The sequence below is a fragment of the Cellulosimicrobium cellulans genome, from assembly GCF_042723955.1.
Taxonomy (GTDB): Bacteria; Actinomycetota; Actinomycetes; order Actinomycetales; family Cellulomonadaceae; genus Cellulosimicrobium; species Cellulosimicrobium cellulans_H.
In genome coordinates, this window is record NZ_JBHXIC010000025.1 from 26199 (window position 1) to 50222 (window position 24024).

The window sequence follows — 24024 nt, forward strand, 5'->3', positions numbered from 1 at the left end:
CGACTCTAGCGGCACCCTCTGACGCGCGTCGAGGGCTGGCGCGATAGGTCGCCATCCGATATATATCGGTCATGGCATCGAGTCCTCCCGCGTTCCGCATGACCGAGCAGGCGTACCTCGTGCTGCTCTCCCTCAGCACGGAGCCGCGGCACGGGTACGCGGTGATCCAGGCGGTGCGCGAGCTCTCCGACGGCCGCACCCGGCTCGGGGCGGGCACGCTCTACGGCAACCTCGACCGGCTCGTCGCAGCCGGGCTCGTCGAGCCCACCGGCGAGGAGGTCGTCGACGGCCGCCTGCGGCGCTACTACCGCGCCACCGACGACGGGCGCCGCGCGGCTCGGACCGAGACCCTCCGGCTCGCCGAGCTCGCCGAGCGCGCACGGCGGTCGCTGGAGAGCCGCGGTCCGGGGAGCACCACCGACGGCCTGGCCGGGAGCGGGGCGTGACCGCCGTCGGGACGGGCCGGTACGAGCGGTCCGCCCGGTTCTGGCTCCGCGCCTACCCACCGCGCTGGCGTCGCCTGCACGGCGACGAGGCGCTCGCGGTGCTGCTCGACCTCGAGCCGCCCAGCACCGTGACCGACGGCGCTCGCCGGAGCCGGGGGATCGGCGCCCGGGAGGCGTGGGGCCTGGTCCGTGCGGGCTGGGGGCTGCGGTGGCGCGAGCACCCTCCGCTCGGCCGCTGGCTCCTGTACAGGCTCTTCGACGCTCGGCTCCCCGCGCGCTACTGGTGGTGGGTGGCCGACGACATCCACGGTGCGCTGTATCCCTGGCGCGTGACCACCACGGGACTCGGAACCGCCGTCGCCATCTTCTACGGCTGGCCCGTGCTGGCGCAGATCCTGTTCTCGCAGGACGTCACGCGGCCCGACCTCTGGCTGATCCTCGTGTGGTGCGGGACGTTCCTCGTCGGCGGCCTGCTCTTCCGTCGTTCGCACGTCGCTCGTGCGTGGCGCAAGCACGTGCTCGACGGCAACATCCCCGTGGACAAGCCCGACCCGCCTCGGACCGCGGGTGCCTGAGCCGGCGTCGCGCCGTCGTGCCAGGGTGCGGACGCCCGCCGGGAGCGTCACCCGCGCCCGGTAGACTGGGCGCGGAATCCCGCCGTCGGCTCCCGCTCGTCCCGTCCCACCGACCGTCCTCGACGGCCGTGACGTGGGCGGGATCCCGGAGCCCCGGCTCTCCCGAACTCTCTCGCCAAGGAGCCCCCGTGGGACGCGTCGTCGTCGAGGTCATGCCCAAGCCCGAGATCCTGGACCCGCAGGGCAAGGCCGTCGTCGGGGCGCTGCCGCGCCTCGGTTTCACCCAGTTCACGTCCGTGCGCCAGGGCAAGCGGTTCGAGCTCGAGGTCGACGGCCCGGTCACGCCGGAGATCCTCGCCGCCGCCGAGGAGGCCGCGGTCAAGGTCCTGTCGAACCCGGTCATCGAGGACGTCGTGCGTGTGGCGGACATCGAGGCGGACGCGGCCGCGACGATCACGTCCGAGGGGCTCGCCTGATGTCCGGCGCCACGCTCGCGACGGCGCGGATCGGCGTCGTCACGTTCCCCGGCACGCTGGACGACCGCGACGCGGCGCGCGCGGTGCGTCTCGCGGGCGGCGAGGCCGTGTCGCTGTGGCACGCGGACGCCGACCTGCACGGTGTCGACGCGGTCGTCCTGCCCGGTGGCTTCTCCTACGGCGACTACCTGCGCGCGGGCGCGATCAGCCGCTTCGCACCTGTCATGGAGTCGATCGTCGACGCGGCGGCGGGCGGCATGCCCGTCCTGGGCATCTGCAACGGCTTCCAGGTCCTCACCGAGGCCCACCTACTGCCCGGCTCGATGGTCAAGAACGACCACCTGCACTTCATCTGCCGCGAGCAGGTGCTCGTGGTCGAGAACGCGGACACGGCCTGGACGCGCGACTACACGTCCGGCCAGCGCATCACGATCCCGCTGAAGAACCAGGACGGGCAGTTCGTCGCCGACGAGCGCACGCTCGACGAGCTCGAGGCGGAGGGCCGCGTCGTCTTCCGCTACGACGGCTGGAACCCGAACGGGTCGCGCCGCGGCATCGCGGGCATCACGAACGCCGCGGGCAACGTCGTCGGCCTCATGCCGCACCCCGAGCACGCCGTCGAGGCGGGCTTCGGCCCGGCGAACGAGGCCGGACCCCGCGCGGGCACCGACGGGCTCGGCTTCTTCACGTCGGTCCTGGGCGCGCTCGTCAACGCATGACGAGGTCGGCGTGACGGGTGCGCCCTCGCGCGTCCTGCCCGACGGCGCCGGCCGCCCGGGCGTGCGCGTCACCGTCGAGGCGGTCCCCGGGGACGACGCCGTGGCCGCGCTGCTGTGCGGTCGTCAGCAGGCGGAGCTCGCCGTGCGCTACGGCGAGCCCGACGCCGGCGCGTTCGTGCCCGACGCCGCGCTCGCGAACGTCGTGGTCCGGGAGGACGGTGAGCCCGTCGCGTTCGTCGCGCTGCGCGACGTGTCGGGCACGCCCGACGGCCGTGGCGGCACTCATCCCCGGCGCACGGGCGAGGTGAAGCGCCTCTGGGTCGAACCGGCCCACCGCGGCCGCGGGCACGCCCGCACCGCGATGCGCGCCGCGCACCGGCACGCGGTCGAGGCCGGGCTCGACCGCCTGGTCCTGGAGACCGGGACCCTCCAGCCCGAGTCGATCGACCTGTACCTCTCGCTCGGCTACGTCCCGATCGAGTCGTACGGCCACTACGCCGGGCACCCGCTCTCGCGCTGCTTCGCGCTCGACCTGGGGGCGGCGGGACCGGGCGTCGGCACCGACGCTGCGGACGAGACCTCGGCGACGAGCGGCGGGCGCGGGGCGCGCGACGCACGCAGGACCGCGACCCCGAGCGCGCCCGTGACCGTCCCTGTCCCTGGGGTCGTCGAGGTTCGCGCCGTCCCGTGGGACGACCCGGACGCGGCGACGCTGCGGCGGGAGATGCACGAGACGTCCTCGGCGGTGCTCTACCCCGAGCTGTTCGCCGGGCTCGACGCCGCCGGAGGCTTCGACGTCGTCGACGCCCGCGTGGGCACCGAGGTGGTCGCGACCCTCGTCGCGTACCGGGACGGAGAGGCCGTCGGGTGCGCATCGCTGCGTCGCCCCGCACCCGGGGCGCCCGTGGACGCGCTCGAGGTGAAGAAGGTCTTCGTCCGCGAGCGCGCGCGTCGGACCGGGACCGCGCGCCGGCTGCTCGACGCCCTGGAGGCCGTCGCGCGCGAGCGCGGGGTGGGCCTGCTCCTGCTCGAGACGGGCATCCGCCAGCCGGGCGCGATCGCGCTCTACCGCTCGCTCGGGTACCGCGCCGTCGAGCAGTTCCCGCCGTACGTCGGCGACAACCACGTCGCGCTCTGCTTCGCGAAGCCGCTCGTCTGAGGTCGCGCCAGGGTCTTCTCAGGGGTGTGCCGGATATGCCCGCGGTGTCCGGTCCCGCTAGGGTGTCTCCGTGATCCCCCTCGCGACCGGTGCCTACTCCGCGGCCTCCGTGATCCTCGAGCTCCTCGGCTGGGTCGCCGCGGTCGCCTCACGGGTGCCCGGCCGGGTCGGGGTGCTCGCGGGCGAGCTGCGCGAGACCGCGGTCGAGTGGGGGCTCCCGGTCGGCGAGGTGTCCGACCTCTATGCCGCCTTCCCCGTGCGCCTCGCGCTCGCCGTCGGCGCCGTCGCGCTCGTGTGCGCGATCGTCGCCCTGGTCCACGGGCTGAGCGCGCGTCAGCGCGCCGAAGGTCCCGCCGAGGCGACGCGCGTCAGCGGCCGCTGAGCAGCGGCACGACCTCCCGCCCCAGGAAGCGGACGAACCCCTCGACGTCCGGCTCGTCGGCGGTCGGCTGGACCGCGACGGCCGTCGCACCCGCGTCGGCCAGCGCCTGGACCGCCGCGGCGATCGTCGCCGCGTCCCCGCCCGCGCCGATGCCCTGACCCGCTTCCTTGCCCCACAGCGGCACCTCGCGGTCGACGCGCTCCTGCGCATCCGGCCCGGTCGCCGCGATGAGCGTCGCGTGAACGTCGAGGTCGCTCCCGGCGCTGGCCCTGTCCCCTCCCCTGCCTGCTCGAGCCGCCGCGGCTGCCGCCCGCACGTCGTCCGGGGTGAGCGCGTTCGCGAGGATCAGGCCGTCGCCCAGCTCGCCCGCCAGCGCGAGCGACCGCGGGCCGACGCCGCCGAGCCACAGCGGGACGGGCTCCGTGGGAGGCCAGTCGAGCCGCACGGCGTCGAGCGTGACGTACCGCCCCGCCGTCGTGACCTCCTCGCCCGCGAGCAGGCTCCGCAGCGCCGTGGCGTGCTCGCGGAGCAGCGTCAGCGGCGACGCGACGCGGACGCCGGCCTGCCCCATCCACTCCTGGACCCCGTGACCCACGCCCGCGACGAGCCGCCCGGGGAACAGCCGGGCGAGCGTCGCGACCTCCATCGCGGTGATCGCCGTGCTGCGCAGCGGGGCGGGCATGAGCCCGATGCCGACGCGCACCCGCTCGGTCCAGGCGAGCGCTGCGGCCGCCGACGCGAGGCCCGACTGCTTGAAGCAGTCCTCCCACACCCAGAGGTCGTCGAGGCCCGCCTCCTCGGCGGTCGTGGCGAGCCGCCGCAGGCTCTCCGGCGCGTGGGTGGGCACGAACGCGATACCGAGCCGTGGTGTCGTCATCCCGTCATCGTGCCGGGTGCCACCGACACTCAGCCGTCGCGGCGGTGCGCGCGTGACCTCCCCTGGGCGGGTCGCCGTGAGAGCTCGTCGGACCGCGCCAGGAAGGCGAGCTGGGCCGCGACGGACTGCCGCGCCGCGTCGCGGACCGACGGGTCGACGTCGGCGTAGACGCGCGCGACCACCCGCTCCACCGCGTCGTCCGCACCCGCGGCCAGCCCGAGCGCGTCGAGCGCCGCCCGGACCTGGGCGAGGCGCTCGAGCCGGTGCCCGCGGTACGCGCGCACCCGATCCGCGAGGTCGGCGACGACCGGCCCGTGACCGGGGAGGCCCGTCGCCCGACCTGTCCCCGCGGACGCGACCGCCTCGATCGCGTCGAGGCTCGCGAGGTACGCCCCGAGCGAGCCGTCGGGCTGCGAGATCACCGTCGTGCCGGTCCCGAGCACCGTGTCCCCGGTGAGGACCGTCGGGCACGACGGCGACCCCGTCGCGTCCCCAGGGCGCGTGCCGCCTCCGGCGAGGTCGTCGGCCGGGGCGAGCGGGCCGTCGTCGGGCAGCACGAGGCAGACCGAGTCGGCGGTGTGGCCCGGGGTGGCGAGGACGACGACGCGCAGCCCGGCGGCCTCGATCACCTCGCCGTCGCGGAGTGGCTCGCCGCCGTGGCAGTGCGCCGCGTCGGCGGCGCGCACCGGCGCCCCGATGCGATCGCGCAGCCCGGGAGCCCCGGCCGTGTGGTCGGCGTGGCGATGCGTGACGAGCACGAGCTCGACGGGCCCGGCCGCGGCGAGCGCGTCGAGGTGCGCGGCGTCGTCGGGTCCCGGGTCCACGACGACGCACGTCGCCGACCCCGGCGCGCGCAGCACGTACGAGCGCGTGCCGTCGAGCGTCATCGGGCCCGGGTTGTCGGCGCGCAGCACCGCGGCGAGCCGGGTGACGGGCGTGGGCACGGTCATCGTGGACGCGTCTCAGGCGCGGTGCCGCAGGACCGTCGGGCGGCCCTCGTCGTCCCACTGGGAGAAGCGGGCGTCGATCAGCGGGCCGACGAGGCCGTACGTCTCCCACGTGTCCGGCACGCGGTACACGTCCTCGGGCTCGCCGTCGCCGGGGCTCACCGCGTCGACGTAGTCCTCCAGGTAGAGGCCGCCGTCGTCCTCGTCCTCGTCGTCGCCCGCGTAGTACGCGCTCGCGAACGCCGCGGCGACGTCGTCGAGGTCCTCGTCGACGAGCCTGCCGTCGCACGCGTCGAGCACGAACGCTCCGGGCGTCGTCCTCCGGTCGCGCAGCGCGGCGAGCTCGTCCGCGGCGTCGTCGGCGAGCTCCTTGGAGACGTGCCCACCGAGCACCGCCCACGCGAGGAACATGCCGATGTGCGTCGCGCCCGCCGCGGGCCCGGCGTCGGGCGGGTAGCCCTCACCCTCGGAGTGCCAGGCCACGTCGTCGAGCTTCGTCGTCATGCGCGCGACGCTACCCCCTCCCGCCGAACACGACATGAGGGTCGATATCCCGTGGATGGCGACCCTCATGTCGTGTTCGATCGCGTGCCGGGTCGTGTTCGGCAGTGAGGCGCGGGTGGGGGGCGACGGGCGGTCGGCGGGTCAGGCCGCCGGGTCGCCGGCGAGAGCGTCCGCGAGGAGCTCGAGCGTGCGCGCGCGGCCCGGCGTGGAGTCCAGCGCCTCGTCCGCGCGCGACGCGGCGACGGGGACGACCATCACCTCGTCGACGCCGTGGCGCTCGGCGAGCCGGCGGACCTCGGCCGCGGCGTCGTCGGGCGTCCCGACGGCCCAGCGGCGCAGGCTGTCCTCGACCATCTGCCCGGCCGCACCGTCGAGGGGCGCCGACTGGGCCTCCTCCACGGTCTCCAGCGCCGTGAGCGGCTGACCGGTGCGCAGCCGCGACATCATGCGCGCCTGCGGGAGCGCGCGGGCCCGGGCCTCGTCGTCGGTCTCGGCGACGACGGCGTTGACCGTGAGGAACGTGCGCGGCTCGGGGAACGCCTCGCTCGGGCGGTAGCCCTCGCGGTACAGGGCGAGGATCTCGTCGATGCCCTGCCCGGAGAAGTGGTTCGCGAACACGTAGGGCAGCCCGAGCTCGGCCGCGAGGCGCGCGGAGTAGTCGCTCGACCCGAGCAGCCAGACGGTCGGTGCGCCGTCGGCGGCGGGGGTCGCGCGCACGTCGTACACCTGGCCGCTCGTGAGGCGCAGGGTCGCGCCCTGGGGGCTCATGAGCGCGAGGATGTCGGTCACGTGCTGGGGGAACCGGTCGACGTCGGCCGTCGGGCCGGTGATGCGCAGGAGCTGCGTGACGACGGGGTCGGAGCCCGGCGCACGACCGATCCCCAGGTCGACGCGCCCGGGGGCGATCGCCTCGAGCGCCGCGAACTGCTCCGCGACGACGAGCGGCGCGTGGTTGGGGAGCATGACCCCGCCCGAGCCGACCCGGATGCGGTCCGTGACCGACGCCGCCGCGGCGATCATCACGGGCGGCGTCGACGCCGCGACCGCGGGCATGTTGTGGTGCTCGGCGAACCAGTACCGCTCGTACCCGAGCCGGTCCGCGAGGCGGACCAGGTCGAGCGACGCCCGCACCGCCTGGGTGCTGGACTGGCCCGAGCGGACGGGCACGAGGTCGAGGACGGACAGGCGGGGGGTCTGGGTGCTCACCCTGGTGCCAACCGGCGACCCCCGAGCCTCATTCCCCCGGAGCGCACGGAGGGCTGACCGGGTGGGAGCGGCGTGCGCAGGCCGCTCGCGCGGTGGACCGGACTCGTGACGGCCGTGCGGACCGCGTCCTCGGAGCCGACGACGCGCACGAACGTCTGCGCGCGCGTCACCGCCGTGTAGAGCAGCTCGCGCGTGAGCAGCGGCGACGTGGCGGGCGGCAGGACGAGCGTGACGCGGTCGAACTGGCTGCCCTGCGCGCGGTGGACCGTCATGGCGTGCACGGTCTCCACGGGCGGGAGGCGGTGGGTGCGCACCCGCAGCGGGGCGCGCGGGTCGCCGAACACGGCGACGACGCCGGCGCCCCCGGGTTCTGCGACGAGCACGCCGGTGTCGCCGTTGTAGAGGCCGACCTCGGCGTCGTTCGTCGTGACGAGCAGCGGTCGGCCGGCGACCCACGGCGTGTCGGTCGCGTGGTGGCCCGTGGCCTCCTCGACCCACGCCTCGACCTGCGCCGCCCACCGGCCCCGACCCGCGGGTCCGCGCCGGTGCGCGACCATGACGCGGTGCTGGGCGAGCGCGTCCAGGGCCGCGGCGGCGTCGCCTGCGCGGGCCGCCTCGACGAGCGCCGTGCCCGCCGTGACGGCGTCGGCGCGCACGGCGGCGAGCACCGCGTCGTCCGGGACGTCGTCGGGCGTCTCGAGGAACTCCACCGAGCCGTGGCCCGCGCGTAGGAGCGCGAGCGTCGCCTCCCCGTCCCCGGTCCTGATCGCGGCCGCGAGCGGCAGGATCTCGGAGTCGCGGTCCTGGCGGTGGACGGTGCGCAGCCGCACGACGCCGTTGCCCAGCACGGCGCGGTCGTCCACCTCGCCGTCGGCGGGCGGCGGGGACTCGGCGAGCGCGGCGGGGGGCCGGGCGCCCACCCCCGCCCCCCGGGGCGGGGGGGGGGGCGACCCCGGGGGGGGGGGGGGGGGGGGCCCGGGCCGCGGGCGCGGGGGGCGGCCCCCCCCCCGCGGCCCCCCGCCGCGGGCGGGGCGACCGGCTCCCGGTGCACGAGGTCCCCGAGCACGGCACCCGCCTCCACGGACGCGAGCTGGTCGGGGTCGCCGACGAGCACGAGCCGTGCGTCGGGCCGCAGCGCCTCGAGCAGCCGCGCCATGAGCGGCAGCGCGACCATCGACGTCTCGTCCACGACCACCACGTCGTGCGGCAGGTGGTGGTGCGCGTCGTGCCGGAACCGGGTGCTGCTGCCCGGCCGGAAGCCGAGAAGACGGTGCAGCGTCGTCGCGACGGGGGCGCCGACGCGCTCGCGGTCGGCCGGGTCGCCGAACCCGGCGACGACCTCGCGCACGGCCTCCTGGAGGCGCGCGGCAGCTTTGCCCGTGGGCGCGGCGAGCGCCACGCGCAGCGCGGCGCCGGAGGCCCGGCCCGGTCCCGCGGGGCCCGGGGCGGGCGGCGTCGCGCCGGTGCCCGGACGCGCGGGCGACGACGGGGCGCCGACCCCGGTGACGGCGGATGACGAGGACGGGAGCGCGGCGTCGTGCAGGACGGCGAGCAGCCGCGCGACCGTCGTCGTCTTGCCCGTGCCCGGGCCACCCGTGAGCACGGTGAGCCGGCGCGTCGCGGCGTGCGCGGCGGCGAGCCGCTGCCGGGTGTCGTCCGCGGCGGGGAAGAGGCGGGACAGCGCGGTGTCGAGGCGGTCGGGGTCCACGGGCAGGTCGTCCGCGGCGAGCCGGCCGTCGACGTCGTGCCGGACCGCGAGCTCGTCGCGCCAGTACCGGTCGAGGTAGAGGGCGCCTCCCACCCAGCGCGCGGGGCGGTCGTCCGGCCCGTCGACGCCCGTCGCGACGAGGGGACTGCGCGCGACGGCTGACGCCCACGCTGCCCGGTCCGGCCAGGGCAGGTCCGTGGCGTCGGTGCGCGCCGCCTCCTCGTCCTCGGGCAGCTCGAGCGACCCGAGGTCGTCCAGGCGCACGCACACCGACCCGCTGCGCACCGCGCGCACGGCGAGCGCCACGGCGAGCAGCACGTCGTCGTCGTGCTCGCCCGTGAGCCGCCCGAGCCGCAGCGCGACGCGCAGGTCGGCCGCGGAGACGACGCGCGCCGCATTGAACGCGGCGAGCCACGGGCGGACGCCGACAGCGAGGCGCGGGTCACCCTCGTCCACGGGGGGAGTCGGCGACGCGGCCGTCGCGGCGAGAGGGGTCGTGGTCATGCGCGACCTCCGTCGAGCAGGGCGGACAGGGCGACGACGAGCCCTGGCGGCGGCGTCCAGGCGACGACGCCGTACGGCGCGCCGTCGGGACCGGTGGGGGTTTCCGGGCCGGCCATGCCGCGCACGAACAGGTACGCGCCGCCCGCGAGGTCGCGGTCGGGGTCGTAGCCGCGCACGCGCCAGCGCAGGTAGCGGTGCAGCGCGACGAGGTAGAGCACGAGCTGGAGGGGGTAGTGCGAGGCGAGCATCGCGTCGCGCGTCGCGTCCGGGTGGTAGTCGCCGACGGCGAGCGGCACGCCGGGCGGGCCGACGCGGTTGGTCTTGTAGTCGACGACGAGGTACCGCCGGCGGCCGGCGGGGTCGGGTCGACCGTCCGGGCCGGCGACGGGAACGCGCAGCACCGCGTCGATCGAGCCGGTGAGGTACCCCCGCAGCGGGACCCCGCCGGCGCCGCCTGCCGTCCCGCTCTCGTCGGCCAGCGCCGCGAGCAGGTCGGGGTAGCGGGCGAACGCGTCGTCGGTGGGCAGGTGGGCGCGCAGGACGTCGGCGAGGTCGCGCAACGTCGAGGGCCGGACGCCCTCGGTCTCGTCGCCGCCCGCGAGCGGGAGCTCGAACTCGAGCTCGGGCAGCCGGTCGCGCGGGTCGACGTCGGCGAGGGTGAGCCCGCCCGCGATCGGCCCGAGCGGGGTGCGCAGCGACAGGCCCAGCGCCGCGGCGAGCGACACGGGCTCCACGCCGGGCACGCGGACCGTCGCTGCCTGGGCGCACCGGGCGCGGACCTCGGCGTCGAGGTCGTCGGCGGCCGTGTCGACGTACTCGAGGATCTCGTGCACCAGGGTGCCGAACGCGGTGCCCCCCGGCTGCCCCTCGTAGGGCGAGGGGACGTCGGCACCGGGATGGGTGACCGGAACCCCGGTCGGCACGGCGCCGGTCTCGTCGGCGTCCGGCGACTCCTCCGGCTCGTCCTGGATGCCCGGGTCCTCCGGCTCGCTCTCGATCCCGCCGACCGGCCCGTGGTGCGCCGCCGCCGTGAGCGCCGAGTACGACGCGCGTCGCCACTCGCGGTCCGGAAGGTGCGCGGTGGTCGCGAGCGCGAGGTCCGAGGCCGTCCGGCGTCCGGGGGACCAGCGGACGCCCTGGGGCCGGCTCTCGACCTGCTCGACGACGACCGTCCCGCCCGAGCGCGCGGCGAGCGCCTCGAACGCGGACCGGACGGCGTCGTCGCGCATCGCGTCGGGCCGGGCGTGGCGGCCGGGCTCCCCACCGAGCATCCGGTCCGCGAGGACCAGCCGCGTGAGCGGGCCGGACCCGGTGCTGCGCTTGGTCGGGGTCCAGTGCACGACGACCTGGTGCCGGGCGCGCGTGAGCGCGACGTACAGCAGGCGCAGGTCCTCACCCAGCTCCTCGTCGCGCCAACGCGCCTTGGCGTCCACGAACCCGGGGGAGCCGACCCCGCCCAGGTGCAGGACGCGCTGCCCGTGGTCGTCGTGGAACGCGAACAGCTCCTGGTCGTCCGACTCGAACCGCTCCCAGCCGAACGGGACGTAGACGACGCCGAACTCCAGGCCCTTCGCGGCGTGCACGGTGACGACCTGGACGGCGGCGGCGTCCGTCTCGAGGCGCCGGGTGCGCTCGTCGGTGAAGACGGTGCCGACCTCGGCGATCCGAGCGCGCAGCCACGCCGTGAGGGCGGCCGTGCCGAGCCCGTCGGTGACGGCGGCCTCGTGGAGCGCCTGCGTGACGTGGCGCAGGTCGGTGAGGTAGCGCTCGCCGTCGATCCGGGCCATGACCCGCGCGGTCGCACCTCCCCGGGCGGCGACCTCCGCGACCGCGGCCACGCCGCGGTCCGTGAGCAGGCGCGCCCAGGTTCGGACGGTGTCGCCGAGCTCGTCGTGGTCGGCGTCCCCGGCCGTCGCGAGCCGCTGCGCGTCCCAGCCCACGAACGGCGTGAGGGCGAGCGCCGTCGCGCGGCGGTGCAGGCCGGGTTGCTCCAGCGCGGCGAGCAGCGTGAGCCAGTCCTGGGCGGCTGCCGAGCCGAACACGCTCGACGGTCCCGACACCACCGCAGGGACGCCCAGCGCGACGAGCGCCGAGCGCACCGCCTCGGCCTGCGCGTTCGTCCGGGTGAGCACCGCGACGTCGCGCGGCTCGAGCGGCCGCCATCGACCGGTGCCGCCGCCCGCGTCGCCGCCTGCTGCCGCGAGCCCGTCGTCGCGCACGCGGTCGCCGCCGCCGTCCGCGGTCCCGAGGCGGCCCGCGACGTCCGCGGCCACGTCCTGCGCGAGCAGGCTGCGGGCGTCGGGCGCCGACGGCGCCGACGACCCCCCGAGGCGGTAGGCCCGCCGCGTGACCTGCCGCAGCCGCACCGGCGCGCCGCCGGAGAAGCGCGGCTCGGGGTGAGCCGCGTCGACGGGCCGGACCACGATGCGCGGGTCGCCCAGCGCCGTCTCGCCCAGGAGTGCGTGCAGGCCCGCGAGGAGCGGGCCGTCGCTGCGCCAGCTCGTGCTGAGCGTCGCGGTGTCCGCCGCGTCCTCGACCGCGCGCAGGTACGTCACGACGTCCGCGCCGCGGAACGCGTAGATCGCCTGCTTGGGATCGCCGATGAGCACCAGCGTGCGGCACTCCTCGGGATGCCCGTGGAACGCCGTGCGCAGGATCTCCCACTGCTCGGGGTCGGTGTCCTGGAACTCGTCCACCATGACGACGCGGAACCGCGACCGGACCCGCTGCGCCGCCGTCGCGCCGTGCTCCGGGTCCGTCAGCGCGCGGCGCAGCAGGACGAGCAGGTCGTCGTAGTCGAGCAGGTGCATCGCGCGCTTGCGCGCCTCGACCTCGCGGCGTGCGGCGACCGCGGCCTCGTACCGCGCCGCGGCCACCGACCCCTCGGCCGCGTCCGACGGCGCGACCACCGCCCCGTGGTCGCTCACCGCCGCACGGGCGACGTCGCGCACGTCGCGCGGCGAGAGGATCGGCTCCGGCTCGTCCGCGAACCTCCGCACGTACAGGTCGTCCGTGACCTCTTCGACGAGGTCCGCGACGTCGGGCAGGAAGCCCGTCGCGAGGTCGACGTCCGCCGCCGTCCCCAGCGCGGTGAGCATCTGCTGGCAGAAGCCGTGCGTCGTCGTGATGGTCGCGGCGTCGAGCTGGGACAGCGCGACGCGCAGACGCTCGCGGCGCAGGTCGAGCTCGGCGTCGTCGACCGCGGCGAGGAACGCGACGAGGGGCTCCGGGTCGTCCGCGGGAGCGGGCCCGCGCAGCGCGCGCTCGGTCGCGACGAGGCGCTCGCGGACGCGGTCGCGCAGCTCCGACGTCGCGGCGCGGCCGAAGGTCACGAGCATGATCTCCGGCAGGGCGGCCACGCCCTCGGCGACGTACCGCGTCGTGAGGGTCGCGATCGTGTGGGTCTTGCCGGTGCCGGCGCTCGCCTCGAGCACGACCGTCCCGCTCGGCAGCTCGCCGAACGGGTCGAAGCGCCGCGGCGTGCCGCTCGTCGTCACGTCGCCCCCGTGCGGGGCGGCGCCGTCGGTCGCGGTCCGGGACGTCGCGCCGTTCACCGGGCACCTCGCAGCTCGTTCTCCAGCAGGGGCTCCCACACGCGGCGCGCGAGCGCGCCGAGGCGGGTCGGGTCGTCGGGGAATCGGCCCAGGTCGGCCGTGGTGGCGAGCCCGGCGACGTCGGGCAGGGCCGGGTTCTGGCCCCAGGCGAGGACGACGTACGGGTCCTTGCGCTCGAAGCCCTTGTTCCACGCCCAGCCCGCGCGCATCAGGGCGTCGCGCGCGTCGCTCGTGCTCCGTTCCTCGGTGTAGCGCAGCGACACCTCGGGGAGCACCGGCAGCGGCTCGCGCGCCGCCTCGTCGCGCAGCGCCACGAGGTCGGCGAGGACCCGCGTCGCCGTGTCGCGGTCCGGCGGCGTGAGCGTCGACCAGGCGACGCCCGGCCCCCGGGACGAGCGGCCGATCGCGACGGCGTCCCACCGGCGCCCGGGGTCGCTCGCCGTGAGCGCGAGCGCCTGGACCCAGGCGCGCAGCCGGTGCTTGGGCCCGAGGCGGGAGTACTCGGTGCGCACGACGCGCGCGCCGTGCACGCCGGGGACGCTCCCGACGAGGGTGCGGCCGTCGGGCAGCACGGCGCGGACGTCGACCGTCTCGGCCGAGCTCAGCACGTCCTGGCTCACCGGGCGGCCGGCGGCGAGGTCGGCCTCGCGCGCGGCCTCCACGGCGGTGACACGCAGCGGGCCGACGGCACGGATCACCTCCTGCAACGCCGAGCGTCCCAGCTCGCGTGGCGGGACCTGGCCCCGGCGCCACTCGGCCTGCATCGCCCGGTTCGGGTCGACGCCGGAGAGCGCGGCCCGCAGCACGCGGTCGCCCACGCCCCAGCCGGAGAGCCCGGTAAGCGCGAGCGGGAGGCGGTCCTCGACGTCGTCCTCCTCCAGCACGAGGCCCACGTCGAGCGTGTGCTGGGCGAACCACCTCGGCGCGTTCTCCAGCAGTCGGACCAGGTCGTCGAGCTCGACGTCGGCGCGGAACCCCGGCGCCGTGGCCGGGTCCTCTTCCTCCGTCCGACCGCTCGCTGCGCCGACGGGCAGCGAGAGCGGTGCTCCGACGAGGGCCCCGACCGGCTCACGCTTCTCGCGTGCGCGTCGGGCGCCGGCGAGCGCGGCGTCGTCGTGGCTGAACGGCCCGGGCACGCCCAGGGCACCCGGGACGAAGTTGCGCTCGTCCACGGTCTGGAGCGGGTGCTGCACGACCACGTGCTCGCGCGCCGGGCGGCCGTCGACGGTCGTCGCCACGCGGTCGAGCGCGTCGAGCAGCTCCGCGACGGGGACCGCCGGCGGCCGGACGGCACCCGTGCGCTCGTCGGCGCCCGTGTGCACGACGACGAGGTGGTCGCCCGCCGCGGCGACGGCGTCGAGGAAGATCTGCCGGTCCTCGCTGCGCGCGTCGCGCTCGCCGATCTCCGGGTGCCGCGCGAGCAGGTCGTCGCCCGCGGGCGCCGCGGTGCGGGGGAACACGCCGTCATCGAGGCCCAGGAGGCACACGACCCGGTGCGGCACCGAGCGCATCGGCTCGAGCGAGCACACGGTGAGCGCGCCCGTGCGGAAGCCTGCGCGCGTCGGGCGACCCGCGAGGCGGTCGTCGAGCAGCGCGCGCACGTCCGCGAGCCGCAGCGCGACCCCGCCGTGCGCGGCGCCCGCCGCGCGGACGTCGCCCAGCACGCGGCGCGCGGAGCCGATCTGCCACGCCTCCGTGGGCGGCGCCTCGGCGAGCAGCGTGAGCGCGCGGTCGAGCGCGTCGAGCCAGTGCGCGAGCGGGTGCACCCCGTCGAGCGCGCGCAGCGTCTCCGTCAGCCGGGCGACGAGCTCCGCGAGGCGGCCCGCGAGGTCGACGTCCGTCGAGCCGACGTCGTCGAGCGGCAGCGCCGGTCCGACGAACCGCGCGTCCTCGTCGGCCATCGCCGCGCCGAGCAGGAGGCGGTCGAGCGCCGCGTCCCACGTGCCCTGCCGCACGTGCCCGTCGATCCCGAACCGCGCGCGCCGCTCGCCGTCCTCGCCCCAGTGCACGCCCGCCTCGACGGCCCACTGGCGCAGGCGGTCGACGTCGTCGTCGGAGAACCGGAACCGGCGACGCACCGGCGCGCTCGCGGCGAGGTCGAGCACCTCCGACGCCGTGACGCGGCCGTCGGCGAGGCGCAGCAGCGTGGCGAGCAGCGCGAGCACGGGGTTGGTCGTCCCGGCGCCGCGGTCGGCGAGGCTGACCCGCAGGCGCTGGCCGGGGTGCGCGTCCTCGCCGAGCTCGGGGACCGCGCCGAACGTCGCCGTGACGAGGGGTGCGAACGTCTCGACGTCGGGGCACAGCACGATGACGTCGCGCGCCTGGAGCGTCGGGTCGGCGGAGAACAGCCCGACGAGCGTCTCCCGCAGCACCTCGACCTGCCGCGCCCTGCCGTGGCACGCGAGCACCTGGACCGACCGGTCGGCGGGGTCGACGACGTGGGTCCCGTCCGGCGTGTCCGTGCGGAGAGCGCCCTGCAGCGCGCCGAGCAGAGTCGGCGGGGTGGGTGCGGCCTCGTGCCGGGTCTCGTGCACCGCGCCGCCCCCGGTGAGCCGGAGCTGCAGCTCGACCGCGTCGCGACCGGTCGACGCGAGGAACGGGTGCCGGGCGAGCGTGGGCAGGTCCGCGCGACGTCGGGTGCCCGCGTCGTCCGGGGCGCTGTCGTCGGCGAGGTCGTCGCTCGTGGCGGGGCCGCCGTCGTAGGCCGCGACCTTGTCCCACAGCGCGGGCGACGGGTGCACGAGCCACAGGTGGACGTCGCGGTGCTCGGCGAGCGCTCGCAGGACCCGCAGCTCGTCCTCGGGCAGCCGCGTCGGGCCGAACACGGACAGCCGCGGCGGGAGGTCGACGGACGCGGGGTCGGCGCGCAGCGCGGCGACCGCCTCCTCCACGCGCCGCGCCGGGTCCGTGGCCGGCACGCGGTCGACCAGGCGGCGCCAGAGCTCGGGCTGCCACGCGAGGTCGTCCGGGGTGTCGCCGCTCTCGTCGACCGGCGACGGGGCCGACCATGCGAGCACGACCTCGGGCCGCTGCCGCGCGTAGTCGACGAGCAGGTCCGCGAGCCGGCGCGCGAGCGTCAGGCGCCGCCCCCGGCGCACCTCGTCGCCCGGGCCGCCGACGTACCGCGCGAGCGGCGCCGCCCACGGCTCGGCCAGGTGCGCGTCGAGCACCTCGAGCACGGACCAGGCGAGGCGCTCGGGACGCCACGGGTCGTCGTCGGGGTCGAGGTCGGTGAGGTCCGCGACGACCTGCTCGACGAGCCGGCGCGGCCCGCGGAAGTCGACGTTCGCGCAGATGCCCGACGTCTCGCCCGCGCCCAGGTGGTGCGACAGCCGCTGCGCGAGCCACCGCTCCACCCCGCGGGTCGGGACCGCCACGACGTCGGGCGTGAACGGGTCCTCCGGCGCCTCGGCGAGCACGGCGGCGAGCGGCGCCACGAGCGCCTCGGCACGCTCGGAGCGGTGCACGTGCAGCAAGGGGACCCCTGTCGGTGGTGGCGGACCGGTCGTCGCACCCTGCCGGTCGGCCGGGCGCTACGAGGAATCTACGAGGTGCGTCCCACACCGTCGAACCGCCGTCCACACAGGTTGCCAGGGACTACGGTGTCGGGACCGTGATCTTGCGGGACGGGTCCGAGCGCCCGCGCGACGGAGGGTGCCCGATGAGAGCGACGAGTTCCGAGGACGTCTGTTGGACGGTCGCTGACGGCGCCGCCCCGGGGACGGTCACCACCGTGTGCCGGGAGGCGCTCGTCGTGCTGCGCGACCGGATCGTCACCCTCCAGGTCGACCTGTGCTCCGACGATCCGTGGCCACCGGACGTGGTCGAGTCCGTGCAGGCTCTGGACGCGCTGCGGTACGCCCGGCGCGGCCGTCTCATGCGGTGGCTCGGGAGCGGACCGTCGATCTCGCTCGACCTCGACCCGCGCGACGACCACGAGTTCGGCCTGGCCCTGGACGTCGCCCCGTACACGATCTGCGGATCAGGGCTCGACGAGCGCGGACGGCTGCTCTGGGACGTGAACGACACCGGGACGTCGGTGACGTTCTCGCTGCTGCCGCACGAGCTGGACGACCTTCGGGTTCGCGTCGAGTCGTCGGGGGGAAGTCGGGAGGAGATGGTCGTCCTGGGCGAACGTACCGACTGAGCGCACCCGACCGAGGGACGCACCCCGGAGTGCGTCGCTCGCCGGGACGTGCGTCATTCGACGGCCGGCGCCGCGCGCCGCGCGAGGAACACCCACTCGCGGCCCGGGCGGTCGGGCGCGTCGCGGACGTCCACGAGCTCGAACCCGCACGCGACGAGCGACGCCCCGACCTCGTCGCGCTCCCGGAAGCGCAGTGTCGAGTCCGAGTGCAGCTCGGTGCCGTCGGGCAGCACGGTCGTGTCGTGGAAGGACACGAACGGGAGCGACACGTCGGTGAGGTCGGTCCAGGACTCGACCGGCCCGACGTCGGGCACGTCCACGCGCACGGTCGTCGCCTCGCGGACCCAGCCCTCCCAGGCCCGGCGCGCGGGGTCGCGCGTCTCGAGGACCAGCCACCCGCCCGGCACCAGCGCGGAGCGGACGCCGCGCAGCGTCGCGGTCCACGCGTCGTCGGTGACGAACACCTGCGCGACGTTCGCCGTCATCGTCGCGAGGTCCACCTGGAGCGGCGGGAGCGCCGACGCGTCGCCGTGCAGCCAGCGCACGCGGTCGGCCCCCGGCTTGGAGCGCGCGACGTCGAGCGACGCGCCCGCCGGGTCCACGCCGACCACGTCGATCCCGCGCTGCGCCAGGAGGCACGCGAACGTCCCGGTGCCGCACCCGACGTCGAGCACGCGCCGTGCGCCGAGCTCGTCGACGATCGCGACGTAGGCGTCGAGGTCGCTGCGGTCGGGGTCGAGCGGGTCGTAGAGAGCGGCGAGGCGGGGGTCGTCGAAGATCGCGTCGGGCACCGGACGACCGTAGGCGGGGTCGCCGCGGCGAGCCAGGTCTTTCGAGCGGGCAGGGGTCAGGCGTTGAGTGCCTGCTCCACGTCCTCGATCACGTCGAGCGGGTCCTCGAGGCCCACGGACAGGCGCACGGTCGTCTCCGCGATCCCGACGGCGGCGCGGCCCTCGGGGCCGAGCTTGCGGTGCGTCGTCGTGGCCGGGTGCGTGACGAGGGACTTCGCGTCGCCGAGGTTGTTGGAGATGTCGACGACCTGGAGCGCGTCGAGGAACGTGAACGCGCGCTTCTTCGCCGTCTCGGGGTCGGTGCCCTCGGGGACGGCGAGGTCGAACGTCACGACCGTCCCGCCGCCGCTCTGCTGCGACTGCGCGAGCTCGCGCTGCGGGTGCGACGCCAGGAACGGGTACCGCACGCGGCCGATCCCCGGGAGCTGCTCGAGAGCCTCGGCGACCTGGGCCGCGGCGGCGTTCTGCGCGGCGACGCGCACGGGCAGCGTCTCGAGGCCCTTGAGCAGGACCCACGCGTTGAACGCCGAGAGCGACGGGCCCGTGTTGCGGATGAACGTCTGGACGGGTCCGTTGACGTACTCCTCGGTCCCGAGGATCGCGCCGCCGAGCACGCGGCCCTGGCCGTCGATGTGCTTGGTCGCCGAGTACACGACGACGTCCGCCCCGAGCTCGAGCGGCTTCTGGAGCAGCGGCGTCGCGAACACGTTGTCGAGCACGACGACCGCGCCGGCGGCGTGCGCGAGCTCGCTCACGCGCCGCGCGTCGACGATGTCTTGCATGGGGTTGGACGGCGTCTCGAAGAACACGACGTCCGCGGGGGTGGACAGGGCCTCCTCCCACTGGGAGAGCACGTGGCCGTCGACGTAGTCCGTCCGCACGCCCCACTTGGCGAAGATCTCGTCGAAGATGACGATGCTCGACCCGAACAGCGCACGGGCCGCGACGATCCGGGACCCGGAGCCCACGAGCGCGGCGAGCGACGTGAACACCGCGGACATGCCGGACGCCGTCGCGTAGCAGGCCTCGGCACCCTCCAGGAGGCGCAGGCGCTCCTCGAACGCGTGCACCGTCGGGTTGCCGTAGCGCGAGTAGACGAACCGGTCGAGCTCGCCCTTGAACGCGGCCTCGGCGTCGGCGGCGCGGTCGTACGTGTAGCCCTGCGTGAGGAACAGCGCCTCGGAGGTCTCCTGGAACTCCGTGCGGTGGTGCCCGCCGCGCACGGCGAGCGTCGCGGGGCGTGCGCTCGCGGGCAGGGGCTTGCGGCCGGAGCCGCCGGGCACGCTCCCGGGCTGCGCGGCGCTCACCGGGCGGCCTCGTCGTAGGTCGTGGTGGGCAGGCCGCGGACCTTCCAGCCCTCGACGTCGCGCAGGCCCGAGAAGCCCTGTGCGCCTTCGAAGCCCTCGAGCACGTTGTACGACGGCCCGAGCCCGGCGGCCGTGGCCGCGCGCGCCGCGCCGATCGAGCGCTGGCCCGAGCGGCACAGGAACACGACGGGACGCTCGTCGCCGGGGGTGAGGCCCGCCTCGACGAGCTGGTCCACGAAGCGCGGGTTGGGTCCAGCCGGGGTCACCCACTCGTCGAACACGACGTCGCGGTCCAGGTCCGTGGCGTCGGGCACGCCGATGGTGCGCCACTCGCCCTCGGTGCGGACGTCGACGAGCACCGCGCGCTCGTCGCTCGTCAGCAGGTCCCACGCCTGCTGGGGGGTGATGTCGCCGGCGTAGCCGACGGCGGGTCGCGCGTCGGGCACCGCCGACCTGGATGCCGATTGCTGCTGGGACTGGTCGCTCATGAGTCCTCCTCCATCGATCGTGGCAGTAGCACCCTGCGCCCGGCCGCCTCGCGACGGACCGGGGGGTTGCTGCGGCGTCGACGTGCCACGTCACTCGGCCGCTCCGGATGGTTGCTCGGGATCGTACGCCACCCGTCCGACGCGCGGAACGCCCGTCTCGCCGAGCGGCCCGCAGGCGGGGTGCCCGACGTCGGACGGTCGCGCTAGCGTGGCCGCGCGGCCGGGCGGGGGTCCCGGCGGGCAGGGGGAGCGATGCGGATCGCACGAGGACGTGCGGTGGGTGCGGCCGTGGTCGCCGGAGCGGTCGCGGCGGGTGCCGCCCTGCTGTGGACGGAGCCCCAGGGCGAGGAGCCCCCGCGGGCGGTGGCCGAGGTGGACGTCGTGCGGGCCGACCCCGGGCTGCCCGCCGAGCGGCCGCGGGTCGTCCAGGTCCAACCCGACGAGGACCTCGTCCCGCCCCGCCCCTCCCGCACGGCGCTCGACGCGGCGACGGGCGAGCCGATCGACCTCGCGGACCTCGGCGCCGGGGGGTACGAGGGCTGGTGGAGCTCGGACGGCAACGGCGAGGCGTGCGACGCCTACGCCGACGCGCACCCGGAGGTCGTGCTGGCGAGCACGCGCACCGGTGAGGTCGTCGAGGCCCACACGAACGGCGCGCGGCTCCAGCGCCCGCCGCGGACGCCACCGGGAGACCCGGCCGGGTGGCCGCCCGACTCCGTCGTCGTGCTCGACGCGCGCACCGGGGCGGTGCTCGATGCGTTCGAGGTCGACGTGTCCGGGTGGCGCCTCGACCTGCCCGAGGAGTGTGTCCCGCCATCCGAGACGCCCTGACCACCGGTTGACACGGCGCGCCCGCGCGCACATCCTGGGACACAGGTCATGAGTGCCAGCGTGAAACCCCGGTTTGCTGGCCGGCAACCCTCCTCTCGCGGCGGGGTGCCCCGGGTGACGACCAGGCCGTACGCCGACCGGCGCGCGGCAAGCGCGGGGATCACCGTCCCCGGACCGCCCTCGGAGGACTGTGCCATGACTGCTCTCGCCGACGTCTCGTGTCCGACCGAGGTCTCGGAAGCCCCCGACCTCGCAACTGTCGCCGACGCGCCCGCCCTCCTGCCCGTCGTCGGAGCGGACACGCTCGTCCCGCTCGTCGACGGCCGCAGGGTCCCGTACGCGAACCTCGACGTCGCGGCCTCGGCCCCGGCACTGCGCTCGGTCGCGGACCGCGTCACCGAGGTGCTGCCGCTCTACGCGAGCGTCCACCGCGGCGCGGGCTACCTGTCGCAGGTCTCGACGGCGCTCTACGAGGCATCGCGACGCACGATCGGCGCGTTCGTCGGCGCGCGCGAGGACGACGTCACGGTCGTCACGCGCAACACGACCGACTCGCTCAACCTGCTCGCGGGCTGCGTCCCGGCGAACGCGGACGGCACGCCCGGGCGCGTCCTCGTCCTCGACGTCGAGCACCACGCGAACCTCCTGCCGTGGCAGCGCGCGGGCGGCGCGACGGTCCTCGCGGGAGGCGCGTCCGTCGCGGAGACGCTGTCCGGCCTGCGCACCGAGCTCGCGCGCTTCCCGTACGCCCTGGTCGCCGTGACCGGCGCGTCGAACGTCACGGGCGAGTCGCTGCCCGTCGCGGACGTCGTGCGGATCGCGCACGACGCCGGGGCGCGCGCCGTTCTCGACGGCGCCCAGCTCGTCCCGCACCGCGGGTTCTCGCTCGCCGGCTCGGACGTCGACTACGTCGCGTTCTCCGGCCACAAGACGTACGCGCCGTTCGGCGCGGGCGCCCTCGTGGGCCGTCGCGACTGGCTCGACGCGGGCACGCCGTACCTCGCCGGGGGCGGCGCCGTGCGCCAGGTCGCGGTCACCGGCACGCAGTGGCAGACGGCGCCCGCGCGCCACGAGGCCGGGTCGCCCAACGTCGTGGGTGCCGCGGCGCTCGCGGCGGCGTGCGACGCGCTCGCGGCGCTCGACCCGGCCGACCTCCACGCCCACGAGGCGAGGCTCCGCGCCGCGCTCGTCGGCGGGCTCGAGGCGGTGCCGGGCGTGCGCGTCGTGCGGGTCTGGGAGGACGCCGTCGACCCGGTCGGCGTCGTCACGTTCTCCGTCGACGGCCACGACCCGGGCCTCGTCGCCGCCCACCTCTCCGCCGAGCACGGGATCGGCGTGCGCGACGGCCGGTTCTGCGCGCACCCGCTGCTCGCGCGCCTCGGGTACGACGCGGGCGCGATCCGCGCGTCCGTCGGTGTCGGGACGACGGGTGCCGACGTCGTCCGGCTCGTCGAGGCCGTGCGGTCGTACGTCGAGCACGGTCCGGCGACGCGGTACGAGGTCGTGGACGGCTGCTGGGCCGTGGCCGACGACCCGCGCCCGGTGCCCGTGGGGTCCGGTCTCGAGGGCCTCTTCGCGACCGCCGCGGCGGGCTTCCTCGCCGACGCCGCGGGGTGCGGCCCCGCCGTCTGACCCGGCCCGCCGGGACCGCCGGGACAGCCGTTCACCGGGGCGTCGACGAGCGTTGTCCACGACGTCGCCGGACCCCCTTGGCGGCGTCGTCCGCGTGTGCTCTGATATGCGCTGTGCTGCACGACGTCGTCCTCTCGGGGCACGGATTCCGCCTGGAACCGCTGGCCCTGGAGCACGCTGAGACACTGGCCGGCCTCGTCGACGAGGCGATGTGGTCAGGCATGAGCATCCCCATGCCCTTCGGGGTCGCGGGGATGGCCGAGCTGGTGGCCGCGACGCGCGCCGCGCCCGACCTGACGGGCTTCGTCGTGCGCGCCGTCGAGGCCGACGGGACGCCGGGCGACGTGCTCGGCAGCACCGCGTTCCGCGACCTGTCGCTCGTCGACCGCCGGGTCGAGGTCGGGCGGACGTTCTACGCCCGCTCCACGTGGGGGAGCCTCGTCAACCCCGTGACCAAGTGGCTGCTGCTGCGGCACGCGTTCGAGACGTGGGACGTGCACCGCGTGGGCTTCCGCGTCGACACGCGCAACACGCGCTCGCTCGGGGCGATGCGGCGCCTCGGCGCGTACGAGGAGGGCGTCATGCGGGGCCACCGGACGGCCCCCGACGGGACGCGCGCGGACTCCGTGATGTTCTCGATCCTCGCGCCCGAGTGGCCGACCGTCGAGGTCGGGCTGCTGGAGCGGATCAACGCGCCGCGCGTCGTGCCCGTGCTGGCGCCGCCACTGCCTCCGGTGGTCCTGCCGCTCGCCGCGTCCTGACGGACCGGCGGACGAGGCGTCCGGACAGACCGCGAGGGCCCCGCCGCAGCGGAGCCCTCGCGACTCGTTCGGTGGAGCACGTCAGCGGTCGAACGCGTCCTTGACGTCGTCGCCCGCCTGCTTCACGTTCGCCTTGGCCTGGTCGGCCTGGCCCTCGGCCTCGAGCCGCTCGTTGTCGGTGAGCTTGCCCGCGCCTTCCTTGAGCTTGCCACCCGCCTCCTCGGCGGAGTGCTTGGCCTTGTCTCCGAGTCCCATGAGTGCTCCTCTCGTCGGTACGTGATCGACCGTAGGCAGGAGCCGGTCCACTCGCACGCGGTCGGGCACCCGGCGTGTGGTGGGATGTGCGGGTGCAGCACGACACCACCCTCGAAGGCTTCGGCGTCCGCCTCGTCCCCCTTGACCAGAGCCACGCCCCCGCGCTCGGCGCGCTCGTCGACGACGGCATCTGGGCCGGCATGTCGAGCCGCGTGCCCGCCGGGACGGACGCGATGGCCGGGTACGTCCGCGACGCCGTCGCCGCCCCCGGCCGGCTGGCGTTCGCGGTCGTCGGCTCGGGGTCCGGTGCCGCGTCGGACGGCATGTCCGACGGCGGGGACGTCGTCCGCGGGTCGACGTCCCTCTACGAGTGGGTGCCGTCGCAGGGTCGCGTCGAGCTCGGCTCGACGTTCTACGCGCGCGAGTGGTGGGGCGGCGTGACGAACCCGGCGTGCAAGTACCTGCTGCTGCGCCACGCGTTCGAGGCCCTCGGCGTCGCGCGCGTCGCGCTGCGCGCCGACGCGCGCAACAGCCGGTCCATCGGCGCGATCCGGCGCCTGGGCGCCGTGCCCGAGGGCGTGCTCCGCAGCCACCGCGTCGCGCCCGACGGGTCGCGCCAGGACACCGCCTACTTCTCGATCCTGCTCGACGAGTGGCCGGCCGTCCGCGACGGCCTGCTGGCCCGCCTCGCCTGATCGGCCGGCTCGTCGAGAACGAACCTGCGCGGCGTCGAGCACGAGGTTGATGTCGCTCTC

The 24024-nt window shown here is 76.2% G+C and carries 22 protein-coding genes, 1 pseudogene and 1 riboswitch; of the genes and pseudogenes, 11 read left to right on the top strand and 12 right to left on the bottom strand.

Annotated elements, in window-relative coordinates:
* Positions 1 to 71 precede the first annotated feature (71 nt).
* The 6 genes from ACFWH7_RS09165 (at position 72) to ACFWH7_RS09190 (ending at position 3757) form a co-directional block, all read left to right on the top strand.
* Positions 72 to 446, top strand: a complete 375-nt coding sequence (locus ACFWH7_RS09165) for a PadR family transcriptional regulator (protein ID WP_378216189.1) — start codon at positions 72 to 74, stop codon at positions 444 to 446.
* On the top strand, positions 443 to 1021 hold the full coding sequence (locus ACFWH7_RS09170; protein ID WP_378216190.1) for a hypothetical protein: 579 nt from the start codon (positions 443 to 445) through the stop codon (positions 1019 to 1021). Before ACFWH7_RS09165 ends, ACFWH7_RS09170 begins: the two co-directional genes overlap by 4 nt.
* A gap of 188 nt (positions 1022 to 1209) precedes the next feature.
* The gene (gene purS, locus ACFWH7_RS09175; protein ID WP_087470936.1) at positions 1210 to 1497 is read left to right on the top strand and encodes a phosphoribosylformylglycinamidine synthase subunit PurS; all 288 of its coding nucleotides are present in this window, start codon (positions 1210 to 1212) and stop codon (positions 1495 to 1497) included.
* The gene (gene purQ, locus ACFWH7_RS09180) at positions 1497 to 2216 is read left to right on the top strand and encodes a phosphoribosylformylglycinamidine synthase subunit PurQ (RefSeq protein WP_378216191.1); all 720 of its coding nucleotides are present in this window, start codon (positions 1497 to 1499) and stop codon (positions 2214 to 2216) included. The genes purS and purQ overlap by 1 nt, the downstream gene beginning before the upstream one ends.
* A gap of 10 nt (positions 2217 to 2226) precedes the next feature.
* On the top strand, positions 2227 to 3375 hold the full coding sequence (locus ACFWH7_RS09185; RefSeq protein WP_378216192.1) for a GNAT family N-acetyltransferase: 1149 nt from the start codon (positions 2227 to 2229) through the stop codon (positions 3373 to 3375).
* 70 nt (positions 3376 to 3445) lie between these two features.
* On the top strand, positions 3446 to 3757 hold the full coding sequence (locus ACFWH7_RS09190) for a hypothetical protein (protein ID WP_378216193.1): 312 nt from the start codon (positions 3446 to 3448) through the stop codon (positions 3755 to 3757).
* Here ACFWH7_RS09190 and ACFWH7_RS09195 read toward each other — a convergent pair.
* From ACFWH7_RS09195 to recC, 8 genes and pseudogenes are all read right to left on the bottom strand, one after another.
* A complete protein-coding gene (locus ACFWH7_RS09195) occupies positions 3744 to 4634 on the bottom strand; it encodes an LLM class flavin-dependent oxidoreductase (protein WP_378216194.1) in 891 nt (296 codons plus the stop codon). The genes ACFWH7_RS09190 and ACFWH7_RS09195 overlap by 14 nt on opposite strands.
* 29 nt (positions 4635 to 4663) lie before the next feature.
* Positions 4664 to 5584: an MBL fold metallo-hydrolase gene (locus tag ACFWH7_RS09200; protein WP_378216195.1), complete on the bottom strand. Its 921-nt coding sequence runs from the start codon at positions 5582 to 5584 to the stop codon at positions 4664 to 4666.
* 12 nt (positions 5585 to 5596) lie between these two features.
* Positions 5597 to 6085 carry a DUF7832 domain-containing protein gene (locus ACFWH7_RS09205; RefSeq protein WP_378216196.1) on the bottom strand — a complete coding sequence of 163 codons (489 nt, stop codon included), beginning with the start codon at positions 6083 to 6085 and terminating at the stop codon, positions 5597 to 5599.
* 141 nt (positions 6086 to 6226) lie between these two features.
* Complete coding sequence (locus ACFWH7_RS09210; RefSeq protein ID WP_378216197.1) at positions 6227 to 7291, bottom strand: LLM class flavin-dependent oxidoreductase; 1065 nt, start codon at positions 7289 to 7291, stop codon at positions 6227 to 6229.
* Positions 7288 to 8211, bottom strand: a complete 924-nt coding sequence (locus ACFWH7_RS09215) for an ATP-binding domain-containing protein (protein WP_378216198.1) — start codon at positions 8209 to 8211, stop codon at positions 7288 to 7290. The genes ACFWH7_RS09210 and ACFWH7_RS09215 overlap by 4 nt, the downstream gene beginning before the upstream one ends.
* A 179-nt stretch (positions 8212 to 8390) precedes the next feature.
* Positions 8391 to 9503 (bottom strand): annotated as a pseudogene (locus ACFWH7_RS09220) (AAA family ATPase); the annotation flags it as partial.
* Positions 9500 to 13057, bottom strand: coding sequence for a UvrD-helicase domain-containing protein (locus ACFWH7_RS09225; protein WP_378216199.1), 3558 nt, complete (start codon positions 13055 to 13057; stop codon positions 9500 to 9502). The gene ACFWH7_RS09225 and the pseudogene ACFWH7_RS09220, both read right to left, overlap by 4 nt.
* Complete coding sequence (recC, locus tag ACFWH7_RS09230) at positions 13054 to 16524, bottom strand: exodeoxyribonuclease V subunit gamma (RefSeq protein WP_378216218.1); 3471 nt, start codon at positions 16522 to 16524, stop codon at positions 13054 to 13056. The genes ACFWH7_RS09225 and recC overlap by 4 nt, the downstream gene beginning before the upstream one ends.
* 194 nt (positions 16525 to 16718) lie before the next feature.
* On the opposite strand from recC, the gene ACFWH7_RS09235 reads away from it, so the two are divergent.
* Positions 16719 to 17204 (top strand): hypothetical protein, encoded by a 486-nt coding sequence (locus ACFWH7_RS09235; protein WP_378216200.1) that lies wholly within the window; start codon positions 16719 to 16721, stop codon positions 17202 to 17204.
* A 53-nt stretch (positions 17205 to 17257) separates the two neighbouring features.
* On the opposite strand, the gene ACFWH7_RS09240 is transcribed toward ACFWH7_RS09235, so the two are convergent.
* Genes ACFWH7_RS09240 through ACFWH7_RS09250 form a run of 3 tightly spaced genes read right to left on the bottom strand, consistent with a single transcriptional unit; the run spans position 17258 to position 19790 of the window.
* Entirely contained in the window at positions 17258 to 17995 is a 738-nt protein-coding gene (locus ACFWH7_RS09240) for a class I SAM-dependent methyltransferase (RefSeq protein WP_378216201.1), read from the bottom strand.
* Positions 17996 to 18051: 56 nt separating this feature from the next.
* Entirely contained in the window at positions 18052 to 19302 is a 1251-nt protein-coding gene (locus ACFWH7_RS09245; RefSeq protein ID WP_378216202.1) for an O-succinylhomoserine sulfhydrylase, read from the bottom strand.
* Entirely contained in the window at positions 19299 to 19790 is a 492-nt protein-coding gene (locus tag ACFWH7_RS09250) for a rhodanese-like domain-containing protein (RefSeq protein ID WP_378216203.1), read from the bottom strand. The genes ACFWH7_RS09245 and ACFWH7_RS09250 overlap by 4 nt, the downstream gene beginning before the upstream one ends.
* A 276-nt stretch (positions 19791 to 20066) precedes the next feature.
* On the opposite strand from ACFWH7_RS09250, the gene ACFWH7_RS09255 reads away from it, so the two are divergent.
* The 3 genes from ACFWH7_RS09255 to ACFWH7_RS09265 all read left to right on the top strand — a co-directional run bounded on the left by ACFWH7_RS09255 (position 20067) and on the right by ACFWH7_RS09265 (position 23014).
* Positions 20067 to 20621: a hypothetical protein gene (locus tag ACFWH7_RS09255; protein ID WP_378216204.1), complete on the top strand. Its 555-nt coding sequence runs from the start codon at positions 20067 to 20069 to the stop codon at positions 20619 to 20621.
* 44 nt (positions 20622 to 20665) lie between these two features.
* Positions 20666 to 20781: riboswitch (SAM riboswitch) on the top strand.
* Between the two features lie 35 nt (positions 20782 to 20816).
* A complete protein-coding gene (locus tag ACFWH7_RS09260) occupies positions 20817 to 22253 on the top strand; it encodes an aminotransferase class V-fold PLP-dependent enzyme (protein WP_378216205.1) in 1437 nt (478 codons plus the stop codon).
* 113 nt (positions 22254 to 22366) lie between these two features.
* Complete coding sequence (locus ACFWH7_RS09265; protein WP_378216206.1) at positions 22367 to 23014, top strand: GNAT family N-acetyltransferase; 648 nt, start codon at positions 22367 to 22369, stop codon at positions 23012 to 23014.
* Positions 23015 to 23095: 81 nt separating this feature from the next.
* Here the strand turns inward: ACFWH7_RS09265 and ACFWH7_RS09270 are convergent, their stop codons facing one another.
* Positions 23096 to 23269, bottom strand: a complete 174-nt coding sequence (locus tag ACFWH7_RS09270; RefSeq protein WP_378216207.1) for a CsbD family protein — start codon at positions 23267 to 23269, stop codon at positions 23096 to 23098.
* A 92-nt stretch (positions 23270 to 23361) separates the two neighbouring features.
* Here ACFWH7_RS09270 and ACFWH7_RS09275 point away from each other — a divergent pair, with 92 nt between their 5' ends.
* Positions 23362 to 23964 (top strand): GNAT family N-acetyltransferase, encoded by a 603-nt coding sequence (locus tag ACFWH7_RS09275; RefSeq protein ID WP_378216208.1) that lies wholly within the window; start codon positions 23362 to 23364, stop codon positions 23962 to 23964.
* Positions 23965 to 24024: the final 60 nt, after the last annotated feature.

What these genes read in the sequence shown, in the direction of transcription:
- ACFWH7_RS09165 (WP_378216189.1), top strand. Translation starts at nt 72, where the DNA reads ATGGCATCGAGTCCTCCCGCGTTCCGCATGACCGAGCAGGCGTACCTC.
- purQ (WP_378216191.1), top strand. Translation starts at nt 1,497, where the DNA reads ATGTCCGGCGCCACGCTCGCGACGGCGCGGATCGGCGTCGTCACGTTC.
- ACFWH7_RS09195 (WP_378216194.1), bottom strand. Translation starts at nt 4,634, where the DNA reads ATGACGACACCACGGCTCGGTATCGCGTTCGTGCCCACCCACGCGCCG.
- ACFWH7_RS09200 (WP_378216195.1), bottom strand. Translation starts at nt 5,584, where the DNA reads ATGACCGTGCCCACGCCCGTCACCCGGCTCGCCGCGGTGCTGCGCGCC.
- ACFWH7_RS09205 (WP_378216196.1), bottom strand. Translation starts at nt 6,085, where the DNA reads ATGACGACGAAGCTCGACGACGTGGCCTGGCACTCCGAGGGTGAGGGC.
- ACFWH7_RS09235 (WP_378216200.1), top strand. Translation starts at nt 16,719, where the DNA reads ATGAGAGCGACGAGTTCCGAGGACGTCTGTTGGACGGTCGCTGACGGC.
- ACFWH7_RS09250 (WP_378216203.1), bottom strand. Translation starts at nt 19,790, where the DNA reads ATGAGCGACCAGTCCCAGCAGCAATCGGCATCCAGGTCGGCGGTGCCC.
- ACFWH7_RS09260 (WP_378216205.1), top strand. Translation starts at nt 20,817, where the DNA reads ATGACTGCTCTCGCCGACGTCTCGTGTCCGACCGAGGTCTCGGAAGCC.
- ACFWH7_RS09270 (WP_378216207.1), bottom strand. Translation starts at nt 23,269, where the DNA reads ATGGGACTCGGAGACAAGGCCAAGCACTCCGCCGAGGAGGCGGGTGGC.